The sequence below is a fragment of the Neobacillus sp. SuZ13 genome, assembly GCF_030123365.1.
Taxonomy (GTDB): domain Bacteria; phylum Bacillota; class Bacilli; order Bacillales; family Cytobacillaceae; genus Neobacillus.
Map to the genome: position 1 here is coordinate 775,572 of NZ_CP126107.1, position 23,695 is coordinate 799,266.

Below are 23,695 nucleotides of genomic sequence, written 5' to 3' on the forward strand. Positions count from 1 at the left end.
ATCGTATCAATAAATGAATTAAATAACTTCCTCTTCCTAAAATTCACTTAAGGTGAAGAAGATAACATCTTCTAATAATTTAAAGTTCATAGTTTATTCATAAATTATGTGAAATACTTCACAAATATGATGTTATACTAACGTTGTTACCGTAACAATAGAAAAAACCAATTTTAATAGAAAAAAGAAAAACTTTTTTCGGTTTAATTGTGAAACAATTCACATAACGAATCATTTTTTTTTTAAAATTGGTAAGAATAAAAAGGATTTATTATTAACTGGGAGTTGAACAGCATGAATGTTTGGGAGCAATTATATAATCCATTGAGTAACATTTGGTTGTCAGCTATTATAGCTGCCATTCCTATAGTTTTTTTTATTGTAATGCTGACAGTTTTTAAATTAAAAGGCTATATTGCAGGACTCTACAGCATCATTGTAGCAGGAATTGTTGCAGTCTTCATTTATAAAATGCCTATTATATTAGTTTTGTTGTCTGCTGCATATGGAGCTTTAGCCGGTATATGGCCGGTAGCATCGATTGTGTTTGCTGCTATTTTCCTTTATAAAATAACCGTAAAAACAGGTAAATTCTCAATAATAGAAAATAGTATATCTTTTATTACAGCCGACCAAAGATTGCAAGTTCTTATAGTAGCCTTTTCATTCGGAGCATTTTTGGAGGGAGCTGCAGGATTTGGAGCACCTGTTGCGATAACAGCAGCCATTTTAGTAGGACTTGGATTTAGTCCTATATATGCAGCAAGTCTTTGTTTGATTGCAAACATTGCTGGTGGTGCATATGGAGCAATGGGTATTCCAGTAACTGTTCCCTCACTCCTTACAGGTTTAGATGGTCTTGTTGTTGGAAGATATACGGCATTGGTCATTCCCGTATTAAGTATTGTAGTTGCATTCTTACTAATATTTATCATTGATGGGTTGAAGGGGATTAGACAAACATTCCCGGCAATATTAGTAAGTGGTGTTTCATTTGGACTTACACAGGCAATAGTTCTAACTTTCTTAGGTGCTGAACTTGCAGACATCTTTGCTGCAATTGTGAGCTTAGTAGCACTAGCCCTATTTTTACAAGTGTGGAAACCGAAAGAGATTTTCCGTGTAAATAAAGAGAAGACGGTAGATAGGCAGGTTAAGTACTCTTTTGGAATGATTGCTTATGCTTGGATGCCATTTGTATTTTTAACCCTATGTGTTACTTTGTTTAATTTATCATTTTTCAAAAATTTATTTATACCTGGCGGCCCTTTAGAAAAGTTAGTCTTATTGCTGCCCATTCCAGGATTAAACAACACAGTCATCAAGCATGCACCAATCGTTCCGCAAGATACACCATATGCTGCAGTATTTAAATTAGATTTATTTTCATCTACTACAACAGCTATTGTCATAACGATCATTGTTGCAAGCATTCTTTTTCGCTGCAGCAGCAAACTGCTGAGAGATACTGCAAAAGAAACAGCAAAAGAGTTATTGTCACCAGTGCTAACGATTTGTAGTGTACTTGCATTTGCTTACATTTGTACTTACTCTGGTATGTCATCAACACTCGGTTTAGCATTTGCTTCAACAGGTGAAGTATTTCCATTATTCTCCCCAGTGCTAGGGTGGTTAGGAGTATTTTTAACAGGCAGTGTTGTAAACAGTGGATCCTTATTTGCGCCACTTCAATCTGTCACCGCTTCACAAATTGGCATAGCACCTGAAACAATGGTTGCTGTCAATGTTATGGGTGGGACAATGGCCAAAATGATTTCACCACAATCTATCGCTGTTGCAGCCGCAGCAGTTGGAATAGCAGGAAAAGAAAGTGAATTATTTAAAGTGACAATTAAATATAGCTTAGGTTTACTTGGTGTAATTGGAATAATTAGCTGGTTAATATTTTAAATTTTTTCATTCGAAGGGAGATTTATTATCATGAATAAGGAAAAAGTAAATCGCATTGTACTAGTTGGAACAGGTGCAGTAGGTTGCAGTTATGCGTATTCATTGATTAACCAGGGAGTTGCTGAGGAATTAGTCCTGATTGATGTAAATGAAGCAAAAGCTGAAGGAGAAGCGATGGATCTTAACCACGGAATGCCGTTTGCACCTTCACCAATAAACGTATGGAGCGGTTCTTATCAAGATTGTGAAAGTGCGGACTTAGTTGTCATCACTGCGGGGTTGGCACAAAAGCCAGGTGAAACCCGATTGGAATTAGTTGAAAAAAATACGAAAATATTTAAACAAATTGTTAAAAACATTATGGAAAGTGGATTTAATGGAATATTCTTAGTGGCAACAAATCCAGTGGACATCCTAACCTATGTAACTTGGAAAGAATCAGGACTACCAAAAGAGCGTGTAATCGGTTCTGGAACGGTATTAGACTCTGCACGTCTAAGGTTTGCACTAGGGAAGTATTTTAACGTAGATACAAGAAATGTACATGCAGCCATCATTGGTGAACATGGAGATACAGAACTCCCTGTCTGGAGCCATGCAATGATTGGGATTGAGAATCTCGATACTGTTTTGGAACGCAAGGGAGATTTAAAAAAAGAATGTTTAGAAGAAATGTTCGTAAGCGTCCGTGATGCAGCCTATCAGATCATTGAGCGAAAAGGAGCAACGTACTATGGAATAGGAATGTCGCTTGTTAGGATTACAAAAGCAATCTTTAATAATGAAAACAGCATCCTTACAGTATCTGCCTATATAAATGGAGAATATGGACAAAACGATGTGTATATTGGAGTACCAGCTGTAATTAACCGTGGCGGCATCCGAGAAGTAATCGAAATTGAGTTAAATGAAAAGGAAAAAGAACAATTTAACCATTCCGTTTCAGTGCTAAAAGAAACGATGAAGCCTGTAATTTAATGAATTGAAGTACAGCCACTTTTTATTAAGTTAAAGAAATACGATCACAGTATTACTAAAGGGGAAATTTATTTTAGAAATAACCTCATTTATCTATGTTACGGTGAACCGTACCATGAGTTAGATAATAAAATAATTAATATTTAGGTAAACACCACTACACCGTTCTATCTGCCATCATCACCCAAGCCATGTGGAGTGCGTAAACAAATATTAATAAAAATTTGCGGGTTACAGAAAATAACCATTATCATTATAAAAACAATTTATAAAAAGATCCTCTATTTTTAAGAAAAATAGAGGATCTTTTTATTTTCCCAATTATATTGTACAATTTTGGTATATCCAATAAATAACATATAAGAAATAAGCAGGGGAAGTTTAAATGGAAGCAACTGAAAAGAAACTTATCGTTAATTCAGATAAAGGCAATTTGTTAAGAGAATTAGTGAAGGCGATGAACGAGTGTGAGCGGTTTTATTTTAGTGTTGCGTTCATTAATTTTAGTGGGCTGCAGCTGCTGCTGGATCCGTTAAAGGAAGCAGAGAAAAAGGGAATTAAAGGTAAGATTATCACATCTACCTATCTAAACTTCACTGATGCTAAGGCTTTAGAGAAAATCAGAGAGTTTAATAACGTTGAGCTGAAAGTGTTTGTTACTGATAAAGAGATTGGTTTCCATACTAAGGCATACATATTTGAATACCGTGATAGCTATAAGGTCATTATCGGCTCATCTAATATTACACAAAGTGCTCTAAAAAGTAATATTGAATGGAATGTTGAGATCATTACGAAAGAAAATGGTCGATTTATTCAAGATGTCTTGAAGGAATACGATTATCTCTGGAATATGAGTGAGGATGCTGATCAGGACTTTATTAATCGATATGAAGAATTTTTGGCGAGCTTTAAGCAAACTCAAAGAACCCACCAAATGATTTATGAAAACAAACAATATATTGTTCCCAATAGAATGCAAAAGCGCGCAACAGAGAATTTAGAGAGACTTAGAAGCTTTGGCGAGAAAAAGGCCCTTGTCATTGCCGCAACCGGAACAGGTAAAACCTATATGTCGGCATTTGATGTAAAGAGTTTTAAACCTAGAAAACTCCTGTTCATCGTACATAGAGAAGAGATCTTGAAAAAAGCAAAAGATACTTTTGAAATGCTTCTTCCTAATGATGGCATCACCTTTGGATTACTTACAGGTAATCACAAACAGAAATATGTAGATTATATGTTTGCAACGATCCAAACAATCTCAAAATGCTATGAGGAATTTGAAAAAGATGAATTCGATTATTTAATCATTGATGAGGCCCATCATGCCACTAGTCCAACTTATCAATCTGTCTTAAACTATTTTGAGCCAAAGTTTACTTTAGGGATGACAGCAACTCCTGAACGCAGTGATGGTTATAATGTTTTTGATCTTTTTGATAATAATGTGGCTTTAGAGGTACGATTGCACGAAGCACTAGAGGATGAGTTGGTCATTCCGTTTCACTATTTTGGCATCACCGATATTGAAGGCATCGATTTAAGTGATGTGGATATTGATGATATCACCGAAATTACCAAGAGGTTGAAGGTCAATGAACGTGTTGATTTTATCATTGAGAAAATGGATTTCTATGGACATGATGGTGACAAAAGAAAAGGCCTAGGCTTTTGTGTCAGTATTGAACATGCACAGTATATGGCTAGTGAATTTAATAAGAGGGGCTATAAAAGTGTGTGTCTGTATGGTGCGGATTCACCTGAAACCCGTGAACGATATATTAATCGATTAGAGAATGACAATGATGAGTTAGAATTTATTTTTACAGTGGATATCTTTAATGAGGGTGTGGATATTCCTTCTGTTAATACTGTCCTAATGTTAAGACCGACAAACTCTCCCGTTGTCTTTATTCAACAGCTTGGTCGGGGATTACGAAAGCATGGTAATAAGGAATTCCTAACAGTCCTTGATTTTATCGGAAACCATAATAAAACATTTCTGATTGCATTGGCCTTGAATGGGAGTCGTTACTATGATAAAGAAAGTTTAAAAGTAGCAGTTGCAACTGGATTTGCCAATATTCCAGGGTGTACTCATATCCAAATGGACAAGATCTCAGAGGAAAGGATTTTGGCTCAGATTGATAAAGAAAACTTCAATTCAATGAAGTATTTGAAGGAAGAGTATTTCGAATTTAAGAAGCTTAATCAGGGGCGAATTCCTTATTTACTGTTGGATTATCTGAAATACGATGGAGCACCCGACCCTCTTAGATTTATAACGGGAAAAAATAATATATATATTTATTTACAATTTGTAGCTAAAGTAGAGAAGGATGAACATTTAAAAAGTCTGTTACTGGATGAGTCTTTTGAGGGGGTCCTGAAGGAATTATCAAGTAAGCTTCCGCTAAAGAGGATATATGAGTTTGCAATCGTTCGGTACTTGGTAGAGCACGAGGAAATTGACCTAGAAAAAGCTAAGTATCAAATTCTAAAGATGATCAATGATGTGGATGACGATAGTATTTTGCATGCTTTTGAGTGCTTGAATCAAAATTACTATGATAGTGTTCAGATTAAAAATAAGCCTAAGTTAATGCACTATAGCAATGGTAAACTAGTTAAGACACCTCTTTTTAAAGAAGTACTAGAAAATGAAGATTATCGGAAGTATATTGAGGATATCATCACCTATGGAATTTTTCGCTACGAAAAGGAATTCAAAGGTGAATATTACGGAGTTCCTCACTTTAAACTTTATGAACAATATCAAATGGTAGACGCGGCTTTACTATCGAATTATCGGAAAATCCATAGTTCTTTCAGGGGCTCCGGTTTACTGGCAAATGGGAACGAGTATTTCCTTTTCATTGACTTACATAAAGAAGAGGATGTAAAGGAAAGTATAAACTACAAGGATAAATTTATTAGCCCCTATGAGTTCCAATGGCAGTCGGTGAATAGTACTACCCAGCAGTCCGAACGAGGTAAGAATATTATCTTTAATAAGCGGCGCGGAGTAAATCTCCACTTATTTATTCGAAAATATAGAGAGATCGATGGAAAAACCGAACCGTATATTTATATTGGGAAAGGGAATTCTATTTCCTTCGAAGGAGATAAGCCAATTACTGTCATCATGGAATTAGAGAATGAAGTTCCTGCACCTTTATATACTGAGTTTACAAAAAAAGTATAGTCTTCTCATATCGAGAAGACTATTTTTCTTGGATTAATTGCTCAACTGCTGGAACATCCGCCGGTGCCCACTTTAGCGAATTTAAGTTTTCCCGTTTTAACCAGATTAACTTTGAATGCTCACTTGACGTCGGTGTTCCCTCAACTACTCTACATTTAATTGAGATCAAATTAATAATAAATGTATCGTATTCGTGGGTGTTGTCATTAAAGACCTCTTTGAATGTTTCAACCTTACAGTCTAGCTCTTCATCAATTTCTCTTTCAAGCGCTGAGAAAATGTCTTCATTTGCCTCCACTTTACCTCCAGGAAACTCCCACATATTTGGAATCGACATTTCTGGAGATCTTAGAGCGCACAGAATTTCTTGCTGTTCGTTTTCGATAATGGCAGCAACAACTTTTACAAGCTTTTTCAAGATAACCCTCCTATACATTTCACTAGCCAATATAATACCACTTTTGGTGGTTAGATGCTGCATTGGTTGATTTTTTTATAACTATTCTTTTCCAAAATTGACTCTAAACAAAATTCTCATTAACATAAAGTTAATACATTATAGGGGACTGATAGGATAAAAAAGGTTGGAATTGTTGGCGGTATTGGACCTGAAGCAACAGTAGATTATTACGTATATTTGTTACTGAAGTATTCTTGGCCGGATTATAAAAAAACGTAAGGCAAGTTAGTTTAGAACTACTCAAGTTAATCAATGATGTTTCTTTAAAAAGCTTAACATTTCTTTGAAGGCATTTTGGGAGGATTCATTATTAAATTTAGAAGAGTATGGGTCACTAAATCCGTGTTGTCCCTTAAATTTATGGATCTCGATATTTTTTTGAGCAAGATTTGAAATTAATTGATTCACATGAAAGGATGGTTCCTCCTCCGGAAAGAATAAAACCGTAGGGCATTGCGGCACTATCTGTTGGTAATTTCTAATTCTAGAACCATAATACGCCACGACCCCATCCAGACAGTCTTCCTCACTGCACAACCAAGAAACAGTTGCTCCAACGCTAAATCCAATCAAATATATTTTTTTCGTACTCATTTTTAACGTCTAACAATAGATTCTTTATTTTGCGTACAGCTTCAGAGAAACCTACATTTTTCATGAAATGTAGGTAGGCAATTTCCTCTTCAGAGTAATTAAAAGGTTGTTCTCCCTCTAATAGGTTCGGGCAAATCACATCAAAATCCTGTTTTGATAATAAATTACAAAAGTTCTCCATATGTTGATTAATGCCGTAGATTTCGTGTATGACAATAATCAGATGACTTGAATTCTTCAGTATTTGCAGCATCACATCCCCCTTGAAATCAGAAGCCTCCAAGTTTAAAGAAAGGTTTCCGCAAATTGTTCCTCAGAAATCACTTTAAATTCATTTCTTTTTAGTAATGCAGAAGTAACTCCCATTCCCTCTATCTTTTTACTAATAAATTTGCCGTTATAAATCATTGAACTGCCGCAGGACGGGCTGTTTTCCTTAAGAACCACAATAGTCGCATTTATTTCTTTCGCTTTTTCTAGAGCAGCATAGGGTCCGTTTAGGTAAAGCTGCGTAACATCTTTTCCTGTTTGATCCATTACTTTAGCCTTTCCATCCAGTACATCTTCTCCGTTGCCACCAATGATTTCAGCAGGCTCTCGTGGCGTTGAAAAGCCGCCAAGTAATTCTGGACAAATTGTAATAGCTTTATTTTTTTCTACTAGTTTCCTAATTTTATTATTTAAACTATGTGTTCCGTTATATCGCACTTCCAAACCTGCTAAACACGAACTCACCAATATCATTTACTAACCTCCTTCAAAATTGTAAAGGATTGCATTTAACGGTGTATCGATGCTAAAGACGGAGTGGCGGCGGCTTCTCCTATGTTGTTTAACGCGTATAAAATTTCTTGCCGTTCGTTTTCAATAATAGCGGCAACGACTTAGAGTTTTTTCAATGTAAACCTCCTTGCTGGATTTTCTTCGCCCTGGTGCAGATAGTTATTTGTTATGTCCAATATATTGAAATGAGTGAATATGAGTTTTCGTAAGATCAATGACTTCTTGGATAAAATCTGCTGGCGTTTCTTTGAAGCCATTTTGGATCCAAGTATGAAGGAGACCATAAAAGCCATAGGCTGTATAACGTTTAAAATAATCCATATTAACTGGGATATTGTTGATGGTTTCGAAAATAAATTGTTCTTTATAGATTTTTAAGATTGTTTGAGGGAACCGTGTATGCAATCCTGGTAGCGTGTCATCGTAGTTTATTAATGTAAAAAAACTTTGGTTTTTATAGATGTAAGAAACGATATTAAAAGATGGCGCATTTAGCTTAGCTGTATTAACCTTTTGACCAGGTACATAGGCTTTGCCAACTGAAGCCTCTAACCCTTGAAGCATGGAAACAAGTAAATCCTCAGCTAATTCAATTTTATCTGTGTAATGGATATAAAAGGTACTACGATTATAAGCGGCGTAATCGACAAGGTCTTTTACAGTAACGGAATGGTACCCATTCTCTTTTATGAGTTCAATCAATGCTTGTTTTAAATGCGCTTTTGTCCGATTTTGTCGTTGAGACGTCGTATTTTGTTCATTATTCATGAAAAAACCTTCCTCAATATAGACAGATTTAGCATAAGTGTCTAGTCAGTAGACACTTAATGATATCTTAATGCTTGTTAATTGTGAACAAAATAGTACAATTTAATTGTGAACAATAAAGCACAGATAATAGATATATGTATTATTTTTCTCTAGAATGTGCTAAAGAATTCTTGATACTACGAGGAGGATTTAGGATGGGAAAATTACAAGACAAAGTAGCTGTGATAACCGGTGGAGCATCTGGTATTGGGGCAGCAACAGCACGTTTATTTGTTTCAGAGGGAGCCAAAGTGGTTCTTGTTGATTTAAATGAGGAAAAAGGAAAAGCATTTGAGGCAGAACTGAAGGCGCTTAATGCCGAAGCTCTTTTTATAAAAGCAAATATTACGAGTGAAGAAGAAGTTGCAAATATCTTTAAACAAACCGTTGAAACGTTCGGCAAGGTGGATGTAGTCTTCAATAATGCGGGTATTGGCCGTGTTCATCCTTCACATGAATTAGAGTATTCAGAATGGCGCAACACTGTAAATGTTGACTTAGATGGCGTTTTCTTAGTAGCACGTGAATCCATCCGAGAAATGTTAAAAACAGGCGGCGGTACGATTGTTAATACGGCATCTATGTACGGTTGGGTTGGATCACCAGGTTCAGCAGCCTATAACGCGGCAAAAGGCGGCGTGATTAACTTAACTCGTTCCCTTGCACTTGAATATGCAGAACAAAATATTCGTATTAACTCATTATGCCCTGGTTTTATTGACACACCAATTATTCCGGAAGAAAGCAAGCAAGCTTTAGCTGCAGTCACACCGATGAAACGTCTTGGTAAAGCGGAAGAAATGGCAAAAGCAGTATTATTCATGGCATCTGATGATTCTTCATTCATGACTGGTAATAGTTTGATTGTGGATGGCGGGTATACAGCGCAATAATAAATCGTGGGAACTAAGTAGGAAAGATGACATTCCATCGGTATATATCTTTAATATGAGATATTTTAATTAAAAACAATTAAAAAATACGCTTTAGACCTTGAAACAAAAACTAAGGGAGGAAATTTCCAATGAGTAATCGTTTTGATGGAAAAGTTGTATTAATTACAGGTGCAGGTTCTGGTTTAGGACAAGCCTCAGCCTTACAAGTAGTAAAAGAAGGAGCGAAACTTTCACTTGTTGATTTAAACGCTGCTTCATTAGAAGAAACAAAAAGCAAAGTTTTAGAAGTGGCACCAAAAGCAGAAATGCTGCTAATCACTGCGAATGTGGCAGATGAACAAGCAGTTGAACACTATGTAAATGAAACGGTTGAGAAATTTGGAAAAATCGATAGTTTCTTCAACAACGCAGGGATCGAAGGAAAACAAAACCTAACAGAAGATTTTGGCATTGATGAATTTCAAAAAGTTGTTAGTGTCAATTTAAATGGTGTGTTTTATGGAATGAAACACGTTTTGAAAGTCATGAGAGAACAAGGTTTTGGCTCTATTGTTAATACTGCTTCCGTTGGAGGTATTCGCGGAGTAGGAAACCAATCAGGTTATGCAGCTAGTAAGCACGGTGTGGTAGGTTTAACTAGAAACTCTGGAATTGAATATGGTCAATACGGAATCAGTATCAAAGCCATTGCACCAGGCGCAATCATGACACCAATGGTCGAAGGTTCATTAAAACAAATGGATCCAGATAACTGGGAAGAGGTAGGAAAACAATTTGTTCAGCCAAACCCAATGAAACGTTTTGGTAAACCAGAAGAAGTGGGCTATTTGGTAGCATTCCTCCTATCTGATCAAGCCAACTTCATCAACGCAGCTGTTATTCCAATTGATGGTGGACAATCTTATAAATATTAAGATGTATGGAAAAAGTTCTTCTGTTTCAATTAATCTAACCGTCAACTCCTATTCCATATAAAACAAATGAGCACGGATACCGTCCCGTGCTCATTTTATACCTCGAAGAACCTTGTTGAATAAAGCAAGGTTCTTTTTTACCTGGCGGAAACTGTTAATAATAGATTAGCAGTAATACATATCTAGGCTTAGTTTTTAAAGTTCTATTCAAAGAACAACCATAATCCTGGTTTGACAAAAGCTAATTAGAGGTGTAGATTATAGATACAGTTAATCGCCGATTAACTATATCTATAATTGTGGGGGAATGGAAATGGAACTACGTATTAATTATTATGATATAGCACCTGAAGCACTTAATATAATGATGGAGATGGAGAAGTACACTAAAACTACTGGAATAGACCGTAAACTCCGTGAACTAATTAAAATTCGTGCTTCTCAAATTAATGGCTGTGCTTTTTGTATTAATATGCATACTGCTGATGCTCGAAAAATGGGTGAAACGGAACAGCGTTTGTACTGCGTTGGCGCATGGGAAGATTGTGACTTCTACACGGATGCTGAAAAAGCAGCATTAGAATTAACTGAACACGTGACGTTAGTACCAACGAAGCGAGTACCTGATGAGCTTTATAATCGAGTACGTGTTCATTTTAGTGAAAAGGACTATGTAGATCTTATTATTTTGATCAATCAAATTAATAGTTGGAATCGACTCTCGATTTCAATGGGAAATTTCGCAACTGCGGCAAAATAGAATTTTTATGTCTATACATTAATCGAGCGCTAACCTTGAAAAAGGATTAGCGCTTGATTTGTAATATAGGATTATCAAAAGATAAGAGAAATAGGTTTTAAGAGGGGAAATGAATCGGGATAGGATGTTTGTTTTCGGAGCATTTTTTTTGAAATTTATCGGTAATTGGGCAAAGACCCCCTTGCAGGATAGAGGGGTAAGGGGTGTCTTGATTAACTGTTGCTCTTCTCAAAATATGCACGTGTATCTTGACGTATTTGTTTCGATAAAACATGATCAAGCTCTTCATTCAGCCATGAAAGGGTCTTTTTACGTAAAAAATTGCGCATATTTTCTTCTGCCTCAAGCATGACTAGATTAATGGTGCAAGCGGAAGTTTCGGAGCAGCAGGTGGAGTTTTGGTTATCTCGAACTAGAAGGCCATTATCTTTTATGTTTTTGCATTGAAAAATGGGTTTTTTCCCTTCAATTGCTTCAATTACATCCCAAAAAGAAATTTCTTCTGGGGACCTTGATAATCTATAGCCGCCTTTAACGCCTGGTACTGAATTTACGATACCTGCCTTGGCTAATTTGGCAAAAATTTTTGAGAGATATGTCTCTGAAATGCCTTGAAAGGCAGATAGGTCCTTGATTCCTATGCTTGAATCTGGAGGAATATCAATTAAATAAACAAGGCAATGCAGGCCATATTCTACTCCAATACTATACTGCATGAAAACACCTGCTTCCTATTGAATAAAGAAATTAATATTAATATTAGGTATATTTAATTTTTTTGTCAAACTTGCTAATTTGTCTTCAATAAACAAGAGGGGCTATTTTCAATAGACACCTTGAATAAAAGATGAGTTAACTTTTTTGATTAAAGAAGAAACCAAATCCGTATTATTCCGTCTAAGAATTGAAGGTATTTATACATTTTAAAAGAACTTTATTATTTGTATTTGCAAGAAATTTAATACAAAGGGGAAATGATATGAGAACTTTTCAAGAAAAATTAGAGAAATACGCTGCTCTGGCAGTTGAAATCGGAGCAAATGTTCAAAAGGGGCAAATTTTATTTATTTCAGCTTCTATTGAAAGTTATGAGCTTGTAAAATTACTAACAAAAAGAGCCTATGAAATTGGTGCAAGCGAAGTCATTTATGAATGGAATGATGACGCTTTAACCCGAATGAAATATGAATCGGCATCCGATGAAGTTTTTACCGAGTTCCCGCCCTACCGTGTCATGCAGCGTGAAGAGCTAGCTGAAAAGAATGGTGCCTTTATCTTGATCGATTCAAGAAACCCCGATTTATTAAATGGAATTGACCCAGAGCGAATCGCGAATTTTAATAAAGCATCCGGTAAAGCCCTTACTAAGTTTCGAACCTATATGTTGAGTGATAAAATTGCATGGACGATTGTTGCCTATCCTAATCAGGCATGGGCCGATAAAGTGTTCCCGAATATTGATAAAACGGAACGAATCAATGCGCTTTGGGATGCTATTTTTTCTTCAACGAGAATCGACCATGAGGATACAATTGGTGAATGGAAAGAACATATAGCAGCTCTAGATAGTAAAGCTAATTATTTAAATGGACGAAAATACAAATCACTACATTACCGTTCCCCAGGCACTGATTTAACCGTGGAACTGCCAGAAAAACATAAATGGATGAGTGCAGGAAATCATAATGAAAAAGGGACACTTTTCATAGCGAATATGCCTACAGAAGAAGTGTTCACTTCTCCTAATAAATACGGGGTAAACGGCATCGTTACCAGTACAAAACCGTTAAGTTACTCAGGAAACCTTATAGAAAACTTTACCTTAACATTTAAAGAAGGTAGAATCGTAGATTTCACCTGTGAAAACGGGTATGACACACTTAAACAATTGATTGAAACAGATGATGGCAGCAGGTATCTTGGGGAAATCGCTCTGGTTCCGCATCAGTCGCCTATTTCAGAATCTAACACCATTTTTTATAACACGCTTTTCGACGAAAATGCGTCAAATCACTTAGCAATTGGCGAAGGATTTCCGTTTTGTTTAGAGGAAGGAAAAACGATGTCTAAAGATGAACTTGAGAAAATCGGTTTGAATGAAAGTATGACACACGTAGATTTTATGATTGGCTCTAGTGATATGGATATTGACGGTATGCTTCCAGACGGAAGGATCGAACCCATTTTCCGAAATGGGAACTGGGCATTTTAATTACATCGAAATAGGTGCCTGACTCCTGATGCGTTAAAGCTTTAACACGCTGAGGGTCAGGCACCACTTTTTTTGCCATAATAGAGAAAAAAATAAATTTTTTACCAATAAAAAACAAAAGTCGGTCGTCTACTATATGAAAGGAGGCCAAAGATGACTCAAACTAGTTTGCATCAATTAAAGACCTCGGTGGATCCCCGGGATGAATTTAAACAACCATCAAAAGGCAGCGGAAAACCCCTAGCTTTAGCTATGGGGATATTAGTTGTATTTTTAATCATAATTTTAAATAATATAAGTATTTTTACTATACATTCTATGAAATTCTCTGGTATGATAGAAATAAAAACAGAACACTAGTTCTGTTTTTGGGGGGTGAATAAAATGTATAGATCCTATAAAATACAAATTCAGCCGGAACATGAATTGTTTAACTACTGTGACTCACTCTGTTTTAAAGCGAAAAACTTGTACAATATCACAAACTACTATATTAGACAGGTTTATACCGCTATAAAAAAAGAAATAAGAAATGAAAATCAACTTCAAGTTTTAACAGATATTCAATACTATTTACCTCAAATGAATCAAATTCGTCTAAATAGTTTTGAGAAAGCCCGATCTATGCCTAAAAAAGTCGATAATAATGGTTTTGTTTTGGAGCCAAAACTAAAGTTATTTGAAATTCCCCACCGAGAGAAAGCCTTCCTTCCCTATAACTTTGTAGAAGCACTATTTAGAGTGATGAAGCAAACTGATTACATTTCTATGCCCTCGCAGTCCAATCAACAAACAATGAAAAAAGTATATGATGATTGGAAAAGTTTCTTCGAAGCCTCAAAGAGATATAAAACCAAGCCTACTAGTTTTTCAGGAAAACCAAAGATTCCTAAGTATAAACCAAAGAATGGACGAACGACCTGTTATTTAACTAATCAAATTACTAAAATTAAAAATGGAAAGGTGCTTTCACTACCAGGAACTCCTCTTACATTGAAACTGGGAAAAATAGCACATATTGATGGGAAACTACAACAAGTGCGGATTGTCCCGTCCTATGGTCGGTATGTCATTGAAGTTATTTTTAAAAGTGAACATGAAAAGGAGATCAAACGATCAGAAAAACAATTAAATGAGTGGGTATTTGAGCCGATACGAGTAATGGGGATTGATTTGGGAGTTGATAACCTGGCAACTATTATTGATAACACGGGGCTAAAGCCTCTGCTTATCAAGGGCAAATGGTTAAAATCGATAAATCAATACTATAACAAATTAAGAGCCAAATACATGAGTATTCTTCGAAATGGAAAAGGACCAAAGGAAGGGAAGTTTAACACAACGAGATTAATTTCATTAGACCGAAAAAGGAACAATCGAGTCATGGATTTTTTACATAAGGCCAGTGCAAAAGTAGTTGAGATCGCGAAAGAAAGAACCATAGATACAATCATCATTGGAAAAAATGAGGGTTGGAAGATGGAGGTTGATATGCAAAAGACTAGTAAACAAACCTTCATACAAATCCCATATACCACTTTCATAGGGATGATTCGATACAAAGCAGAACGCCATGGAATTCAAGTCATTGTTCGGGAAGAAAGCTATACCTCCAAGTCAAGTTTCTTGAATCATGACCCAATTCCGACTTACGGGGAAGAGAACCAAACTTATTTTAGCGGGTATAGAAGCAGTCGAGCTTTTTACAAAATCAAAGGCTCTAAGACTTTGATCCATGCGGATGTGAATGGAGCTTTGAATATTGTCCGTAAACACACCAAGGATGCTTTCGAAGGGATGGAGAGAAGACAATTCCTCCAATCCCCACGAAAAATAATCATCATGAAGAAAAGAAAGGCAAAGCTGAAGGCCTCGGCCTGATGTGGTAGCGGGACTTGTGGTAGCCCTCGTAAAGACAATGGGCTTAAAAGCTTATTCTTTCGAAACCCCTAGCTTTAGCTATGTGGATACTCATGGAGATGCCTTTAGGAACTGTTCTCTGGAAATACCGAATGGCCTTGAAAAAACTAAAAAAAGGTCTGGAGTAAGGAGGGGTTTTTTGGATGGAAAATAAAAAAATTATGAAGCATTTAAACAATGCTTTGGAAAAGCAGGTCCCGGATGGATGGGAAGAGTTGAATAAAAAAATCGACCAGTTAGGAGACAATCCTATGACCATAAGAGAGAAAAAATCTTTTTCAAGAAGGATATTACTTACAGCTGCAGCCTGTTTGATTGCGGCATCTTCCCTAACTTTTTCACCAGTAAGAGCGGCGATCCAAAACGTTTACGATAAAATTTTCTCTAGCGAGCATATCGATGATAGTGGATTAAAATCCGCCCTTACAAATGGAATGGGCCAAGAAATCAACAAGACCTATTATGATAAAGATCACGATATTACTGTTCATTTTAATAGTATCTTGATGGATGACAAGGAAGCCAAGCTTTTGGTTACCTACGAAAGCAAGAAAACTAATTTGAAAAACTATTACCTTGATATGTTTGAAGGCTTTACTTCCATGAACTTAGTGGTAGGCAAAGAAGTAAAGAAATTGAAAAATATCGGCTGGGGCAGCCGTTATTACGATAAGAAGGCGAACAAAGTGGCAGAAGCGCTCTCGTTCGAATCCATCAGCACGTTCCAAGGGGATGAAGTCCATTTAAAATTGAAAGACTTGACCATTCATGGGAAAAATGGAGCAAGCCGTGTAGAGACCGTTTGGCCACTTGATTTCAAGCTCTCGAAAGAAGCTGTTGGTGGTGGCGAAACTTTTGATGTGAGTAAAGAATTTACATTTGAAAATGAAACCTATCAAGTAAAGCGTGTGGAATTTTCGCCACTTGAAACAAGGGTGGTCGTCACTGGCACGGACATTAAACCACATTTCGAAAACGGTGTCGCCTACGATGTATTCAGCAAACTTCAACTGCAACTCTTAAATGCCAGAAAAATTGATAAAGAAAAAGGGTATACTGTCGATTACAACAAGTCAGGTGTATTCTTGAGTTCGGCCGGTAAAATGGCCGACCCAATCTTCAGCAAGGCGGAAGCAGACGGACCGCGTGATCAATACGTCCTTTACTTCGCTCCAGTCAAAGACCGCCAAAACTGCGTCCTTCAAGTGGGCGATTTAAAAATTAACTTAAGAAAAATGGGAAGCTGTCTCAAAGTTTTTGGGGACAGCTTTTTTAAAACTTTACCCCAATGCATATCTATTTCTATGTCAGTAAAAAATACGGAAGAGGTGAGAACAAATGGAAATTGATAATTTAAAACTTACATCTTCCGAAATAGGAACACTATGGGGGGAGTATGTAAACGGAACTATGGCAGAGATAGTAAATAAGTATATGATTTCTATTTTGGAAGACGAATCAATAAAAAAGGTTTTTGAAATTGCCATTGAGATATGGGAAAAGCAAAAGAAGCAGCTTGTTTCCTTCATTGAGAAAGATGGCTTTTCAGTTCCCATTGGATTTACTGAGTCCGACCTTAATAAAAGTGCAGAGAGATTGTTTTCTGACACATTCTGCTTAAACTATTTACATATTATGACTATACACGGTTTGTTGGGTCATACAACTGCTTTATCTGTTTCTGTCAGAAAAGACATACGGGAATTTTACAATTCATGTGATAATGATGCAAAAAGGATGTACGATTTAACGATTGAGCTATTGCTTAAAAAAGGAAAATTCCAAAGAGATCCCTATTTCTATCCTGCCGAGAGCCCTGAATTTATTTCTACCAATGATTTTACTGACGGATTCTTCGGAAAAGGGAGACTTTTATCTGCTACAGAAATAATCAGTATTTCTCTTAACATTAAAAAGAGCATTATGGCAAAAACTCTTTCAATTGGATTCAGTCAAGTCACTGAATCGGAAGAAATAAGAAAGTTTTTTGAGGAATTAGAAACAAAGGCGGATGAAAACATACAAGCCCTTTCAAAAATTCTGCACAAGGATAATTTGCCAGTTCCGATGTCGTGGGAATCAGAGGTTACAACCTCAAAAGACTCTCCTTTTTCAGATAGATTAATGTTGTATCATATGGGTTTCTTGGCTCAAACTGCACAAGTATATTATGGGACAGGTCTAGCAGGAGCCATGCGAACAGACTTAGCTGTCGTTTATGAAAAAACAATTCTAAAAACATTAGCAATGACAAAAAAATGGTTCAATATTATGGTGAAAAACAAGTGGTTAGAACAGCCGCCACTTGCTCCCAATAGGAAAGAACTTGCACAAGATAAATAAGATATCCTCCCCTCTTTTGAGAGGGGGATATTTTTAACAACTATGTATTAAGGAGATGTAATAAAAATGGCATTTGAGGAAGGACTCGCCCGATCAGAAAAAGCTTATAACCAGTTCACTGAGGTAAGTTCTTTATTTGCTAAAATAGTGAAAGAAGATTTTCTTTCAACATGGCAATGGTGGTTTGGACTGGCCCTATTTATTGTTCCATGGATTGTTTGGATTATATTTAGGAAAAAAGATAGTACAGGACGCCTTCTTTTAGCAGGCTTAATGACCATTATATTGTCACTTACAATAGATCTTTCTGCCTTATCTCTAGGGTTGTGGTCATACCCAATGGTGATCATTCCTCTAGCCCCCTTTCTATTTTTACCTTATCACTTTTCTTTAGCACCAGTTGGAGTCATGCTCGCTCTCCAAATAAAGCCAAAAATGAATAGCTTCTTAAAAGGAATTATGTTCGCTGCAATTGCTGCCTTTGGAGGAATGAATTTCTTTAATGCAATCGACTTTTATAACGATAAAAATTGGTCCACTTTATATGATTTTATTATTTTCTTAACTCTTTATTTTGTCGCTTATGCGGTTACAAGAATTGAGAGCTATACTAAATTAGATAAGGGATAAACTATACTTGTAACGACATAAAGGCGTTAATGAATTAAGGAGTCTTAAGTTTAAAAAGCATGATTAGCTTTTCTGCCTTATATCTAAATACTCCATTGTTGGAAGTAAATATTTTGCTTCTTTTTTCTTTCTTTTTAAATTTTCCCCATTTATACTTTGTGAAGTTCTATTTTTTATTGCAAATTAATATAATGACAAAGTTAAACTTGTCCAGAGGTGAATGATTTGGAGATGTTTGGATTGTCATTTGCGGTACTCTTGAAAGTTATATTAATCAATATTGTATTAAGCGGGGATAACGCAGTTGTGATTGCAATGGCGTCACGAAATGTTCCCAAGAAGCAGCAAAAGAAAGCAATCTTTTGGGGAACCTTTGGAGCGATTATTTTACGTTTATTTTTTGCGGTAGCCATTGTTTACCTGCTTAATGTACCTTTCGTAACCTTTATTGGAGGCCTTCTGCTAGTGTACATTGCCATTAAACTATTAATTGGTGAGGAGGAGGAACATCTGAAAGAGGGAGGTTCAAGTTTATTTTCCGCTGTCAAAACCATCATCATTGCAGATGCAGTCATGTCTCTTGATAATGTACTAGCTATTGCGGGGGCAGTGGAAGGAAATTTGGCCGGTATTGTGATCGGTGTGATTGTTAGTATTCCGATCGTTGTTTTTGGAAGCCAGTTAATACTAAAAGCAATGGATAAGTACCCGATTATCTCTTATGCTGGGGCAGGAATCTTATCTTGGACAGCAGGTGAGATGATCCTCGGGGAACCAAAATTTGAACCTTTTCTCACTCGTGATTTACATTTATTAATTCCTACGGCAATTACTATTTTTGTTATAGGATTTGGATTTTTAATTTCAAGGAAAAAAGTAATATAGAAGAGTAAGGGCGATGCTTGAATTTGCATCGCCCTTTCCTTGAATAAACATAATTACACCACTATTGTGAAAAAATTTTATTCATGAGTTATTAATGATTTGATTTCTGTCTTCTGCTTGTGGAGGTTCCTCAAACCATTGATGCTTGATCATAATTTCAATTCCTTCTTGACCATAAAAATAGATATCTTTGGCTAGGAGGGCTAATTTTAAGGAGATATCATTTCTTAAAGTAAAAAATGTACCAAAGCTATTTCCAACGATGCAAAATCCATTTAGAAAGGTGATACAATGCATCATTAGTTTATCTGAAAATGGGGCAATGGTTGACGTTGTTACCGTCCCCCCCGAATGGGCAGAGATCTGTATATCATTTTCCAAAAGAATTTCTTGGAATATTTTAATTTGTTTTTTTGCAAGTTCTTTTCCTTTTTCAAAATATTTTCTAACTTCTTTGTTCTGTGCGGATTGAGCAAATCCTGTTATAAGCTGCATTCCAATATTATTAGTCTCTATTCCATGATGAAGAATACCAATTTCAATGTCGTTTAAAGCTCGTTTAGAATTAAATGGGTGAAAACCGCTCATATAATCTTTACTTTTAATAAACTCTGTTGTTTTTGGCATTGTCACTTTTGGTGGAAGGGTTAAGATTCCTTTTTCCAGTAAATATAGTGTGGCTAACTTATAAATTTTGTGGGTAACAGTGGTAAGACCTTCATAAACCTGTATCACATCATCGTTATAGGCCATATTCATGTTAATGGTGTACATACCCATGCTTACTTCTTTTAATACTCGTATAAACATCACGTCAAATCCATTGTCAAATAACTTGGGGGCTTCTAAATTCACATCTTCTTTTCTAAAACCAATAGGAATAACGACCCCTTGGTGGGTAAATATTTTCTCAATTTCTATAACATAATAATTTAACTCCTGCCATAAGCCACCTAAGATATTTCTGGCTTCCTCGTCATCCGTTTTTTTCATGAAATATTCTAGAACTCTCATAATAAGAGTTTTTTCTTGGTATGTAAGCCAAAGGGTTCCTACCTCTGATGAGCTTATTGGATTTGTTAAAATCAAAAGGATCCCACCTTCAAATAATTTAAATAAATTATTCCCAAGTCAGTGGCTAATCATTCGATAATCGGTTACTTCAAACCAAAATAAGAAGTTTACATACAAAGCTTATATTTTAGATTCAAAAAAATGGGCATGGATTGAAACCTTTCTTTACTATCAAACGACTAATTGACAGAAAAAGGGGGAGAGCGAGTTGAGTGACCGGGAAGAGTACATAGATGTTCTTTATGAAAAGTATTTTGAGGATGTTTATCAATATTTACTATATTTTACTAACAGTAAGACAGAGGCAGAGGATCTAACACAGGACACCTTTATTAAGGTTATAAAACATTATGATAGTTTTCGCCAGCAATCATCGGTAAAAACGTGGATCATATCTATAGCCAAAAGAACAGCCATTGATCATTACAGAAAAAAGAAATTTATTTCGATTTTGGCATCGATTCTTACAGATATGAGGAAAAGCGAGGATTTTATTCCTGAAGCTGAAATGGATCAAAACGAGGATTGGGCAGTGCTGCAGAAGGCACTTCTAAGGTTAAAGCCAGAATACCGCAATGTGGTTATCCTTAGAGGATTAAAGGAGTATTCGGTAAAAGAAACGGCTGAGATTCTAGACTGGAAAGAATCAAAGGTTAAAGTGGATTATCATCGGGCCATTAAGCTTCTTAAAAAGTACTTAAACAAGTCTAACGAAGGAGTGGTGATTTTTAATGAACAAAAAAATGCACGATGAATTTTTACAGCCTTTACGAGATCGACCAGATTTAAATGCAGACCAGCGATTTAAGCAAGAGCTCAAGCAAAAGTTAAATTCTATGGCCACGAAGAATTCAAATGATAAAAGAACATGGCTCCCTAATCTTCTAACGGCAGTGCTACTATTCATTGGGATGTTTGCAGGTTACCAAGTTATTTTCAAGGGTGAAAGTACGATTGTACCTAGAAACGGAGAACAAGTTAAAAATAACGAAACCCCTGTTGTGCTGACTGAACAAATGGCGAAGGAAACGGTCAGTGAGGCTTTTACTCATGTTCTAGCTGTCTACAATGGCGGCGGGGAACAACCACACGAATTTCATTATAACGGCACGAAATATCGGTATATGGCTGATAATTTTAATACAAAAAAGAAGATTGTAGATTATCTAAAAGAAGAATATACAAATGAGTTGGCCAATCGAATTTTTGGCGTTTTAGATATTATTAAATATGAAGAAAAACTTGCTCAGCCGATAAAGGATAGCAGTACGAACTTATTATGGCATGATGCGCAAATTGCCTCACGTAAACAAATAAACGATACCACTTGGACGATGAAGTTTCAGGTTGCCGTTGATCATAAGGGTTCACCGGTGTACCGGTCCTATAATTTGGAATTCAAGTACGAAAACGGCTGGAAGCTGAACGGGGCACTGCCGTTTACTTCCCATTTAATGGCGGATGAACTAGCTGATCAGGGGGAAGGAAAGCAGTCGTCTGGTTATAAATTAACCGAGGAAGATTTGAACAATTATCAGGCCTTCGCAACGGATTTAAACGAAAATCGCTTAAAAGGCCTCGACCCAAGAGTTATTGCCTGGTTTTATGTGAATGCACAGGGGGAGCAAAGATATGATGTTGCCTATGCATTGTATACGGACCGAAATGGATATGTACAATGGACGAAGGAGGAGGAAGAGAAAATTCCTGCAAATGATCGTCCTTTACAGGAGCAATTAGCCGATACCTATACAGGTCTTCTTGAAGGGAAGTTTATCAAGACCGGCCCTTTCAAAGGGTATATAGAGTTTACAAATCCGGAAGGAAAGCAAGGCTTTCAGATGGTAAAGGATGAAGATGGTATATGGAATGTGGCCTTTATACCAATGCAATAAAAATATTGATTACCAATTGAAGGTGAGACTTAATCTTACCCTCCTAACATGCAGCAATGGTTAAATTCCACAAATGAGAAGATATCCGTCATTATCGGGACCTTTTCACCCTTGTTATTTATTGAGAATCTTCATTAAATACCAGGGCATCCTATACATAGGAGGGGTGTTCTTGGGATTTCGGATAGCATTATTTCTATTAATAATCAGTTTTAATTTATCGACGGTTGTCAGTGCAGGAGCTCCGCTCACTGCTGCATTTATTCGTGATCATCAGCTATGGATCAAAAAGGGAGATCAAGAAATACAAATCACTAAAAATCAATATGTGTATTCTCAGAAATGGTCATATGATGGCAGGTTTATTGGTTATATTGATGGAGATGAAAAAGGTGAAAAATCTAATCTATTTATTTATGATACGCAGGAAAAGGAAAGCTACCAGCCTTACGTAAGAGTCGTAACATCTGATTTTAAGTGGTCGCCGAACAAAAATCAGTTGGCCTACAATGACCAAGGTTTATTAAACGTTACGAAAACAAAGAATGGCCGCCCGCAGGGGTTTGAAAATGTTTCATTAGGGGTTAGCGGTTTTGAATGGTTTCCGAATGGGAAGGAATTTATCGTTGCCTCACAATCCAAATTGCGTCCTACTGGTTGGGGCCCCATCCCACTTTATCGGATTCCCATAGATGCCAATCTCGCGAAAGAAAAAATGAAGCATTTTTATACCATTCAAACAAAAGAACCTAACTTGTTTGCGATTGATGCTGATTATTTTAAGTGGAGTGCAGATGGGAAGTGGGTTAGTTTTTTAGCAACTCCTACGGCGTCTTGGTCGATGGATAGCAATACCTTATGCGTTTTATCATCAAAAGGAGAACACTTTCAAGCAGTAGGTAAAATGCTAGGATTCAAAGACTGGTTTAAGTGGGCTCCATCTGCCAATCAACTAGCCTATATTTCAGGAGAAGGAAGATTTTTTGTTGAAAACAAGAAAACCACTATTGCCGATATGCCAACCTACAAGCCGCAAAAGGAATATACCCCTAAAGGTTTTGTTGATCTTGATTTGGAATGGTTCTCACCGGACAAAGTGATTGTCGCTCGTGCAAAGGAGAACAAGGAGTGGAAGGAAGGACCTGTTCCAACCATGTTTACAACACTTTATGCGATCAATATTAAAACAGAGAAACAAAAACAAATCTCATTTCCAAAGAAGAATGAATTGGATGAAGTTCCTCAAGTTGTTGGTTCCTATCTTACTTGGGTTCGAAAAAAGGGTGATGTATCTAAAGGTGACGTCTGGGTGAAGGACGATTTACATGGCCAAGAACATATATGGCTTAAGAATGTTGATGGGGCTCCAGTTTTTTTACTCCGAATTGATGGTTTCGGGATGGAGGCGCCATGCTGAATGAT

The 23,695-nt window shown here is 36.5% G+C and carries 23 protein-coding genes; 16 read left to right on the top strand and 7 right to left on the bottom strand.

The genetic code is table 11. The features are described from left to right. Nucleotides 1-294 precede the first annotated feature (294 nt). The 3 genes from QNH17_RS03665 (at nucleotide 295) to QNH17_RS03675 (ending at nucleotide 6,097) form a co-directional block, all read left to right on the top strand. Nucleotides 295-1,911, top strand: a complete 1,617-nt coding sequence (locus tag QNH17_RS03665) for a lactate permease LctP family transporter (RefSeq protein WP_283877446.1) — start codon at nucleotides 295-297, stop codon at nucleotides 1,909-1,911. Between the two features lie 30 nt (nucleotides 1,912-1,941). Further along, complete coding sequence (locus QNH17_RS03670; RefSeq protein ID WP_283877447.1) at nucleotides 1,942-2,889, top strand: L-lactate dehydrogenase; 948 nt, start codon at nucleotides 1,942-1,944, stop codon at nucleotides 2,887-2,889. A gap of 385 nt (nucleotides 2,890-3,274) precedes the next feature. Beyond that, entirely contained in the window at nucleotides 3,275-6,097 is a 2,823-nt protein-coding gene (locus QNH17_RS03675; RefSeq protein ID WP_283877448.1) for a DEAD/DEAH box helicase, read from the top strand. Between the two features lie 19 nt (nucleotides 6,098-6,116). Here QNH17_RS03675 and QNH17_RS03680 read toward each other — a convergent pair whose 3' ends face one another. The 5 genes from QNH17_RS03680 to QNH17_RS03695 form a co-directional block, all read right to left on the bottom strand. Continuing rightward, nucleotides 6,117-6,515: a (deoxy)nucleoside triphosphate pyrophosphohydrolase gene (locus tag QNH17_RS03680; RefSeq protein ID WP_283877449.1), complete on the bottom strand. Its 399-nt coding sequence runs from the start codon at nucleotides 6,513-6,515 to the stop codon at nucleotides 6,117-6,119. Nucleotides 6,516-6,806: 291 nt separating this feature from the next. Next, nucleotides 6,807-7,151 (bottom strand): dienelactone hydrolase family protein, encoded by a 345-nt coding sequence (locus QNH17_RS29850; RefSeq protein WP_349632563.1) that lies wholly within the window; start codon nucleotides 7,149-7,151, stop codon nucleotides 6,807-6,809. Further along, a complete protein-coding gene (locus QNH17_RS29855; protein ID WP_349632564.1) occupies nucleotides 7,117-7,404 on the bottom strand; it encodes a dienelactone hydrolase family protein in 288 nt (95 codons plus the stop codon). The genes QNH17_RS29850 and QNH17_RS29855 overlap by 35 nt, the downstream gene beginning before the upstream one ends. 32 nt (nucleotides 7,405-7,436) lie before the next feature. Further along, nucleotides 7,437-7,895, bottom strand: coding sequence for a 2-thiouracil desulfurase family protein (locus tag QNH17_RS03690; protein ID WP_283877450.1), 459 nt, complete (start codon nucleotides 7,893-7,895; stop codon nucleotides 7,437-7,439). Nucleotides 7,896-8,093: 198 nt separating this feature from the next. Beyond that, nucleotides 8,094-8,702 carry a TetR/AcrR family transcriptional regulator gene (locus tag QNH17_RS03695; RefSeq protein ID WP_283877451.1) on the bottom strand — a complete coding sequence of 203 codons (609 nt, stop codon included), beginning with the start codon at nucleotides 8,700-8,702 and terminating at the stop codon, nucleotides 8,094-8,096. 197 nt (nucleotides 8,703-8,899) lie between these two features. On the opposite strand from QNH17_RS03695, the gene QNH17_RS03700 reads away from it, so the two are divergent. The 3 genes from QNH17_RS03700 to QNH17_RS03710 all read left to right on the top strand — a co-directional run bounded on the left by QNH17_RS03700 (nucleotide 8,900) and on the right by QNH17_RS03710 (nucleotide 11,314). Continuing rightward, nucleotides 8,900-9,637, top strand: a complete 738-nt coding sequence (locus QNH17_RS03700; RefSeq protein WP_283877452.1) for an SDR family NAD(P)-dependent oxidoreductase — start codon at nucleotides 8,900-8,902, stop codon at nucleotides 9,635-9,637. 131 nt (nucleotides 9,638-9,768) lie between these two features. Beyond that, nucleotides 9,769-10,554, top strand: coding sequence for an SDR family oxidoreductase (locus QNH17_RS03705; protein ID WP_283877453.1), 786 nt, complete (start codon nucleotides 9,769-9,771; stop codon nucleotides 10,552-10,554). A 313-nt stretch (nucleotides 10,555-10,867) separates the two neighbouring features. Next, a complete protein-coding gene (locus tag QNH17_RS03710) occupies nucleotides 10,868-11,314 on the top strand; it encodes a carboxymuconolactone decarboxylase family protein (protein WP_283877454.1) in 447 nt (148 codons plus the stop codon). A gap of 212 nt (nucleotides 11,315-11,526) precedes the next feature. On the opposite strand, the gene QNH17_RS03715 is transcribed toward QNH17_RS03710, so the two are convergent. Next, entirely contained in the window at nucleotides 11,527-12,030 is a 504-nt protein-coding gene (locus tag QNH17_RS03715) for an RrF2 family transcriptional regulator (protein WP_283877455.1), read from the bottom strand. Nucleotides 12,031-12,293: 263 nt separating this feature from the next. On the opposite strand from QNH17_RS03715, the gene QNH17_RS03720 reads away from it, so the two are divergent. From QNH17_RS03720 to QNH17_RS03750, 7 genes are all read left to right on the top strand, one after another. Next, the gene (locus tag QNH17_RS03720; protein WP_283877456.1) at nucleotides 12,294-13,526 is read left to right on the top strand and encodes an aminopeptidase; all 1,233 of its coding nucleotides are present in this window, start codon (nucleotides 12,294-12,296) and stop codon (nucleotides 13,524-13,526) included. 153 nt (nucleotides 13,527-13,679) lie between these two features. Then, nucleotides 13,680-13,886 (top strand): hypothetical protein, encoded by a 207-nt coding sequence (locus tag QNH17_RS03725; protein ID WP_283877457.1) that lies wholly within the window; start codon nucleotides 13,680-13,682, stop codon nucleotides 13,884-13,886. A gap of 24 nt (nucleotides 13,887-13,910) precedes the next feature. Continuing rightward, nucleotides 13,911-15,407 (top strand): RNA-guided endonuclease InsQ/TnpB family protein, encoded by a 1,497-nt coding sequence (locus QNH17_RS03730; protein WP_283877459.1) that lies wholly within the window; start codon nucleotides 13,911-13,913, stop codon nucleotides 15,405-15,407. 182 nt (nucleotides 15,408-15,589) lie between these two features. Next, nucleotides 15,590-16,795: a DUF4179 domain-containing protein gene (locus tag QNH17_RS03735; RefSeq protein ID WP_283877460.1), complete on the top strand. Its 1,206-nt coding sequence runs from the start codon at nucleotides 15,590-15,592 to the stop codon at nucleotides 16,793-16,795. Further along, on the top strand, nucleotides 16,785-17,789 hold the full coding sequence (locus QNH17_RS03740) for a DUF3231 family protein (protein ID WP_283877461.1): 1,005 nt from the start codon (nucleotides 16,785-16,787) through the stop codon (nucleotides 17,787-17,789). The genes QNH17_RS03735 and QNH17_RS03740 overlap by 11 nt, the downstream gene beginning before the upstream one ends. Before the next feature lie 66 nt (nucleotides 17,790-17,855). Further along, nucleotides 17,856-18,419: a CBO0543 family protein gene (locus QNH17_RS03745; protein ID WP_283877462.1), complete on the top strand. Its 564-nt coding sequence runs from the start codon at nucleotides 17,856-17,858 to the stop codon at nucleotides 18,417-18,419. Nucleotides 18,420-18,650: 231 nt separating this feature from the next. After that, nucleotides 18,651-19,304 carry a TerC family protein gene (locus QNH17_RS03750; protein ID WP_283879426.1) on the top strand — a complete coding sequence of 218 codons (654 nt, stop codon included), beginning with the start codon at nucleotides 18,651-18,653 and terminating at the stop codon, nucleotides 19,302-19,304. A gap of 81 nt (nucleotides 19,305-19,385) precedes the next feature. Here QNH17_RS03750 and QNH17_RS03755 read toward each other — a convergent pair whose 3' ends face one another. Then, nucleotides 19,386-20,393: a DUF3231 family protein gene (locus tag QNH17_RS03755; RefSeq protein WP_283877463.1), complete on the bottom strand. Its 1,008-nt coding sequence runs from the start codon at nucleotides 20,391-20,393 to the stop codon at nucleotides 19,386-19,388. 193 nt (nucleotides 20,394-20,586) lie between these two features. Between QNH17_RS03755 and QNH17_RS03760 the strand changes: the two genes are divergently transcribed. The 3 genes from QNH17_RS03760 to QNH17_RS03770 all read left to right on the top strand — a co-directional run bounded on the left by QNH17_RS03760 (nucleotide 20,587) and on the right by QNH17_RS03770 (nucleotide 23,690). Further along, the gene (locus QNH17_RS03760) at nucleotides 20,587-21,132 is read left to right on the top strand and encodes an RNA polymerase sigma factor (protein ID WP_283877464.1); all 546 of its coding nucleotides are present in this window, start codon (nucleotides 20,587-20,589) and stop codon (nucleotides 21,130-21,132) included. Continuing rightward, nucleotides 21,110-22,273 carry a DL-endopeptidase inhibitor IseA family protein gene (locus tag QNH17_RS03765; protein WP_283877466.1) on the top strand — a complete coding sequence of 388 codons (1,164 nt, stop codon included), beginning with the start codon at nucleotides 21,110-21,112 and terminating at the stop codon, nucleotides 22,271-22,273. Before QNH17_RS03760 ends, QNH17_RS03765 begins: the two co-directional genes overlap by 23 nt. Before the next feature lie 172 nt (nucleotides 22,274-22,445). Next, entirely contained in the window at nucleotides 22,446-23,690 is a 1,245-nt protein-coding gene (locus QNH17_RS03770; protein WP_283877467.1) for an eIF2A family protein, read from the top strand. Nucleotides 23,691-23,695: the final 5 nt, after the last annotated feature.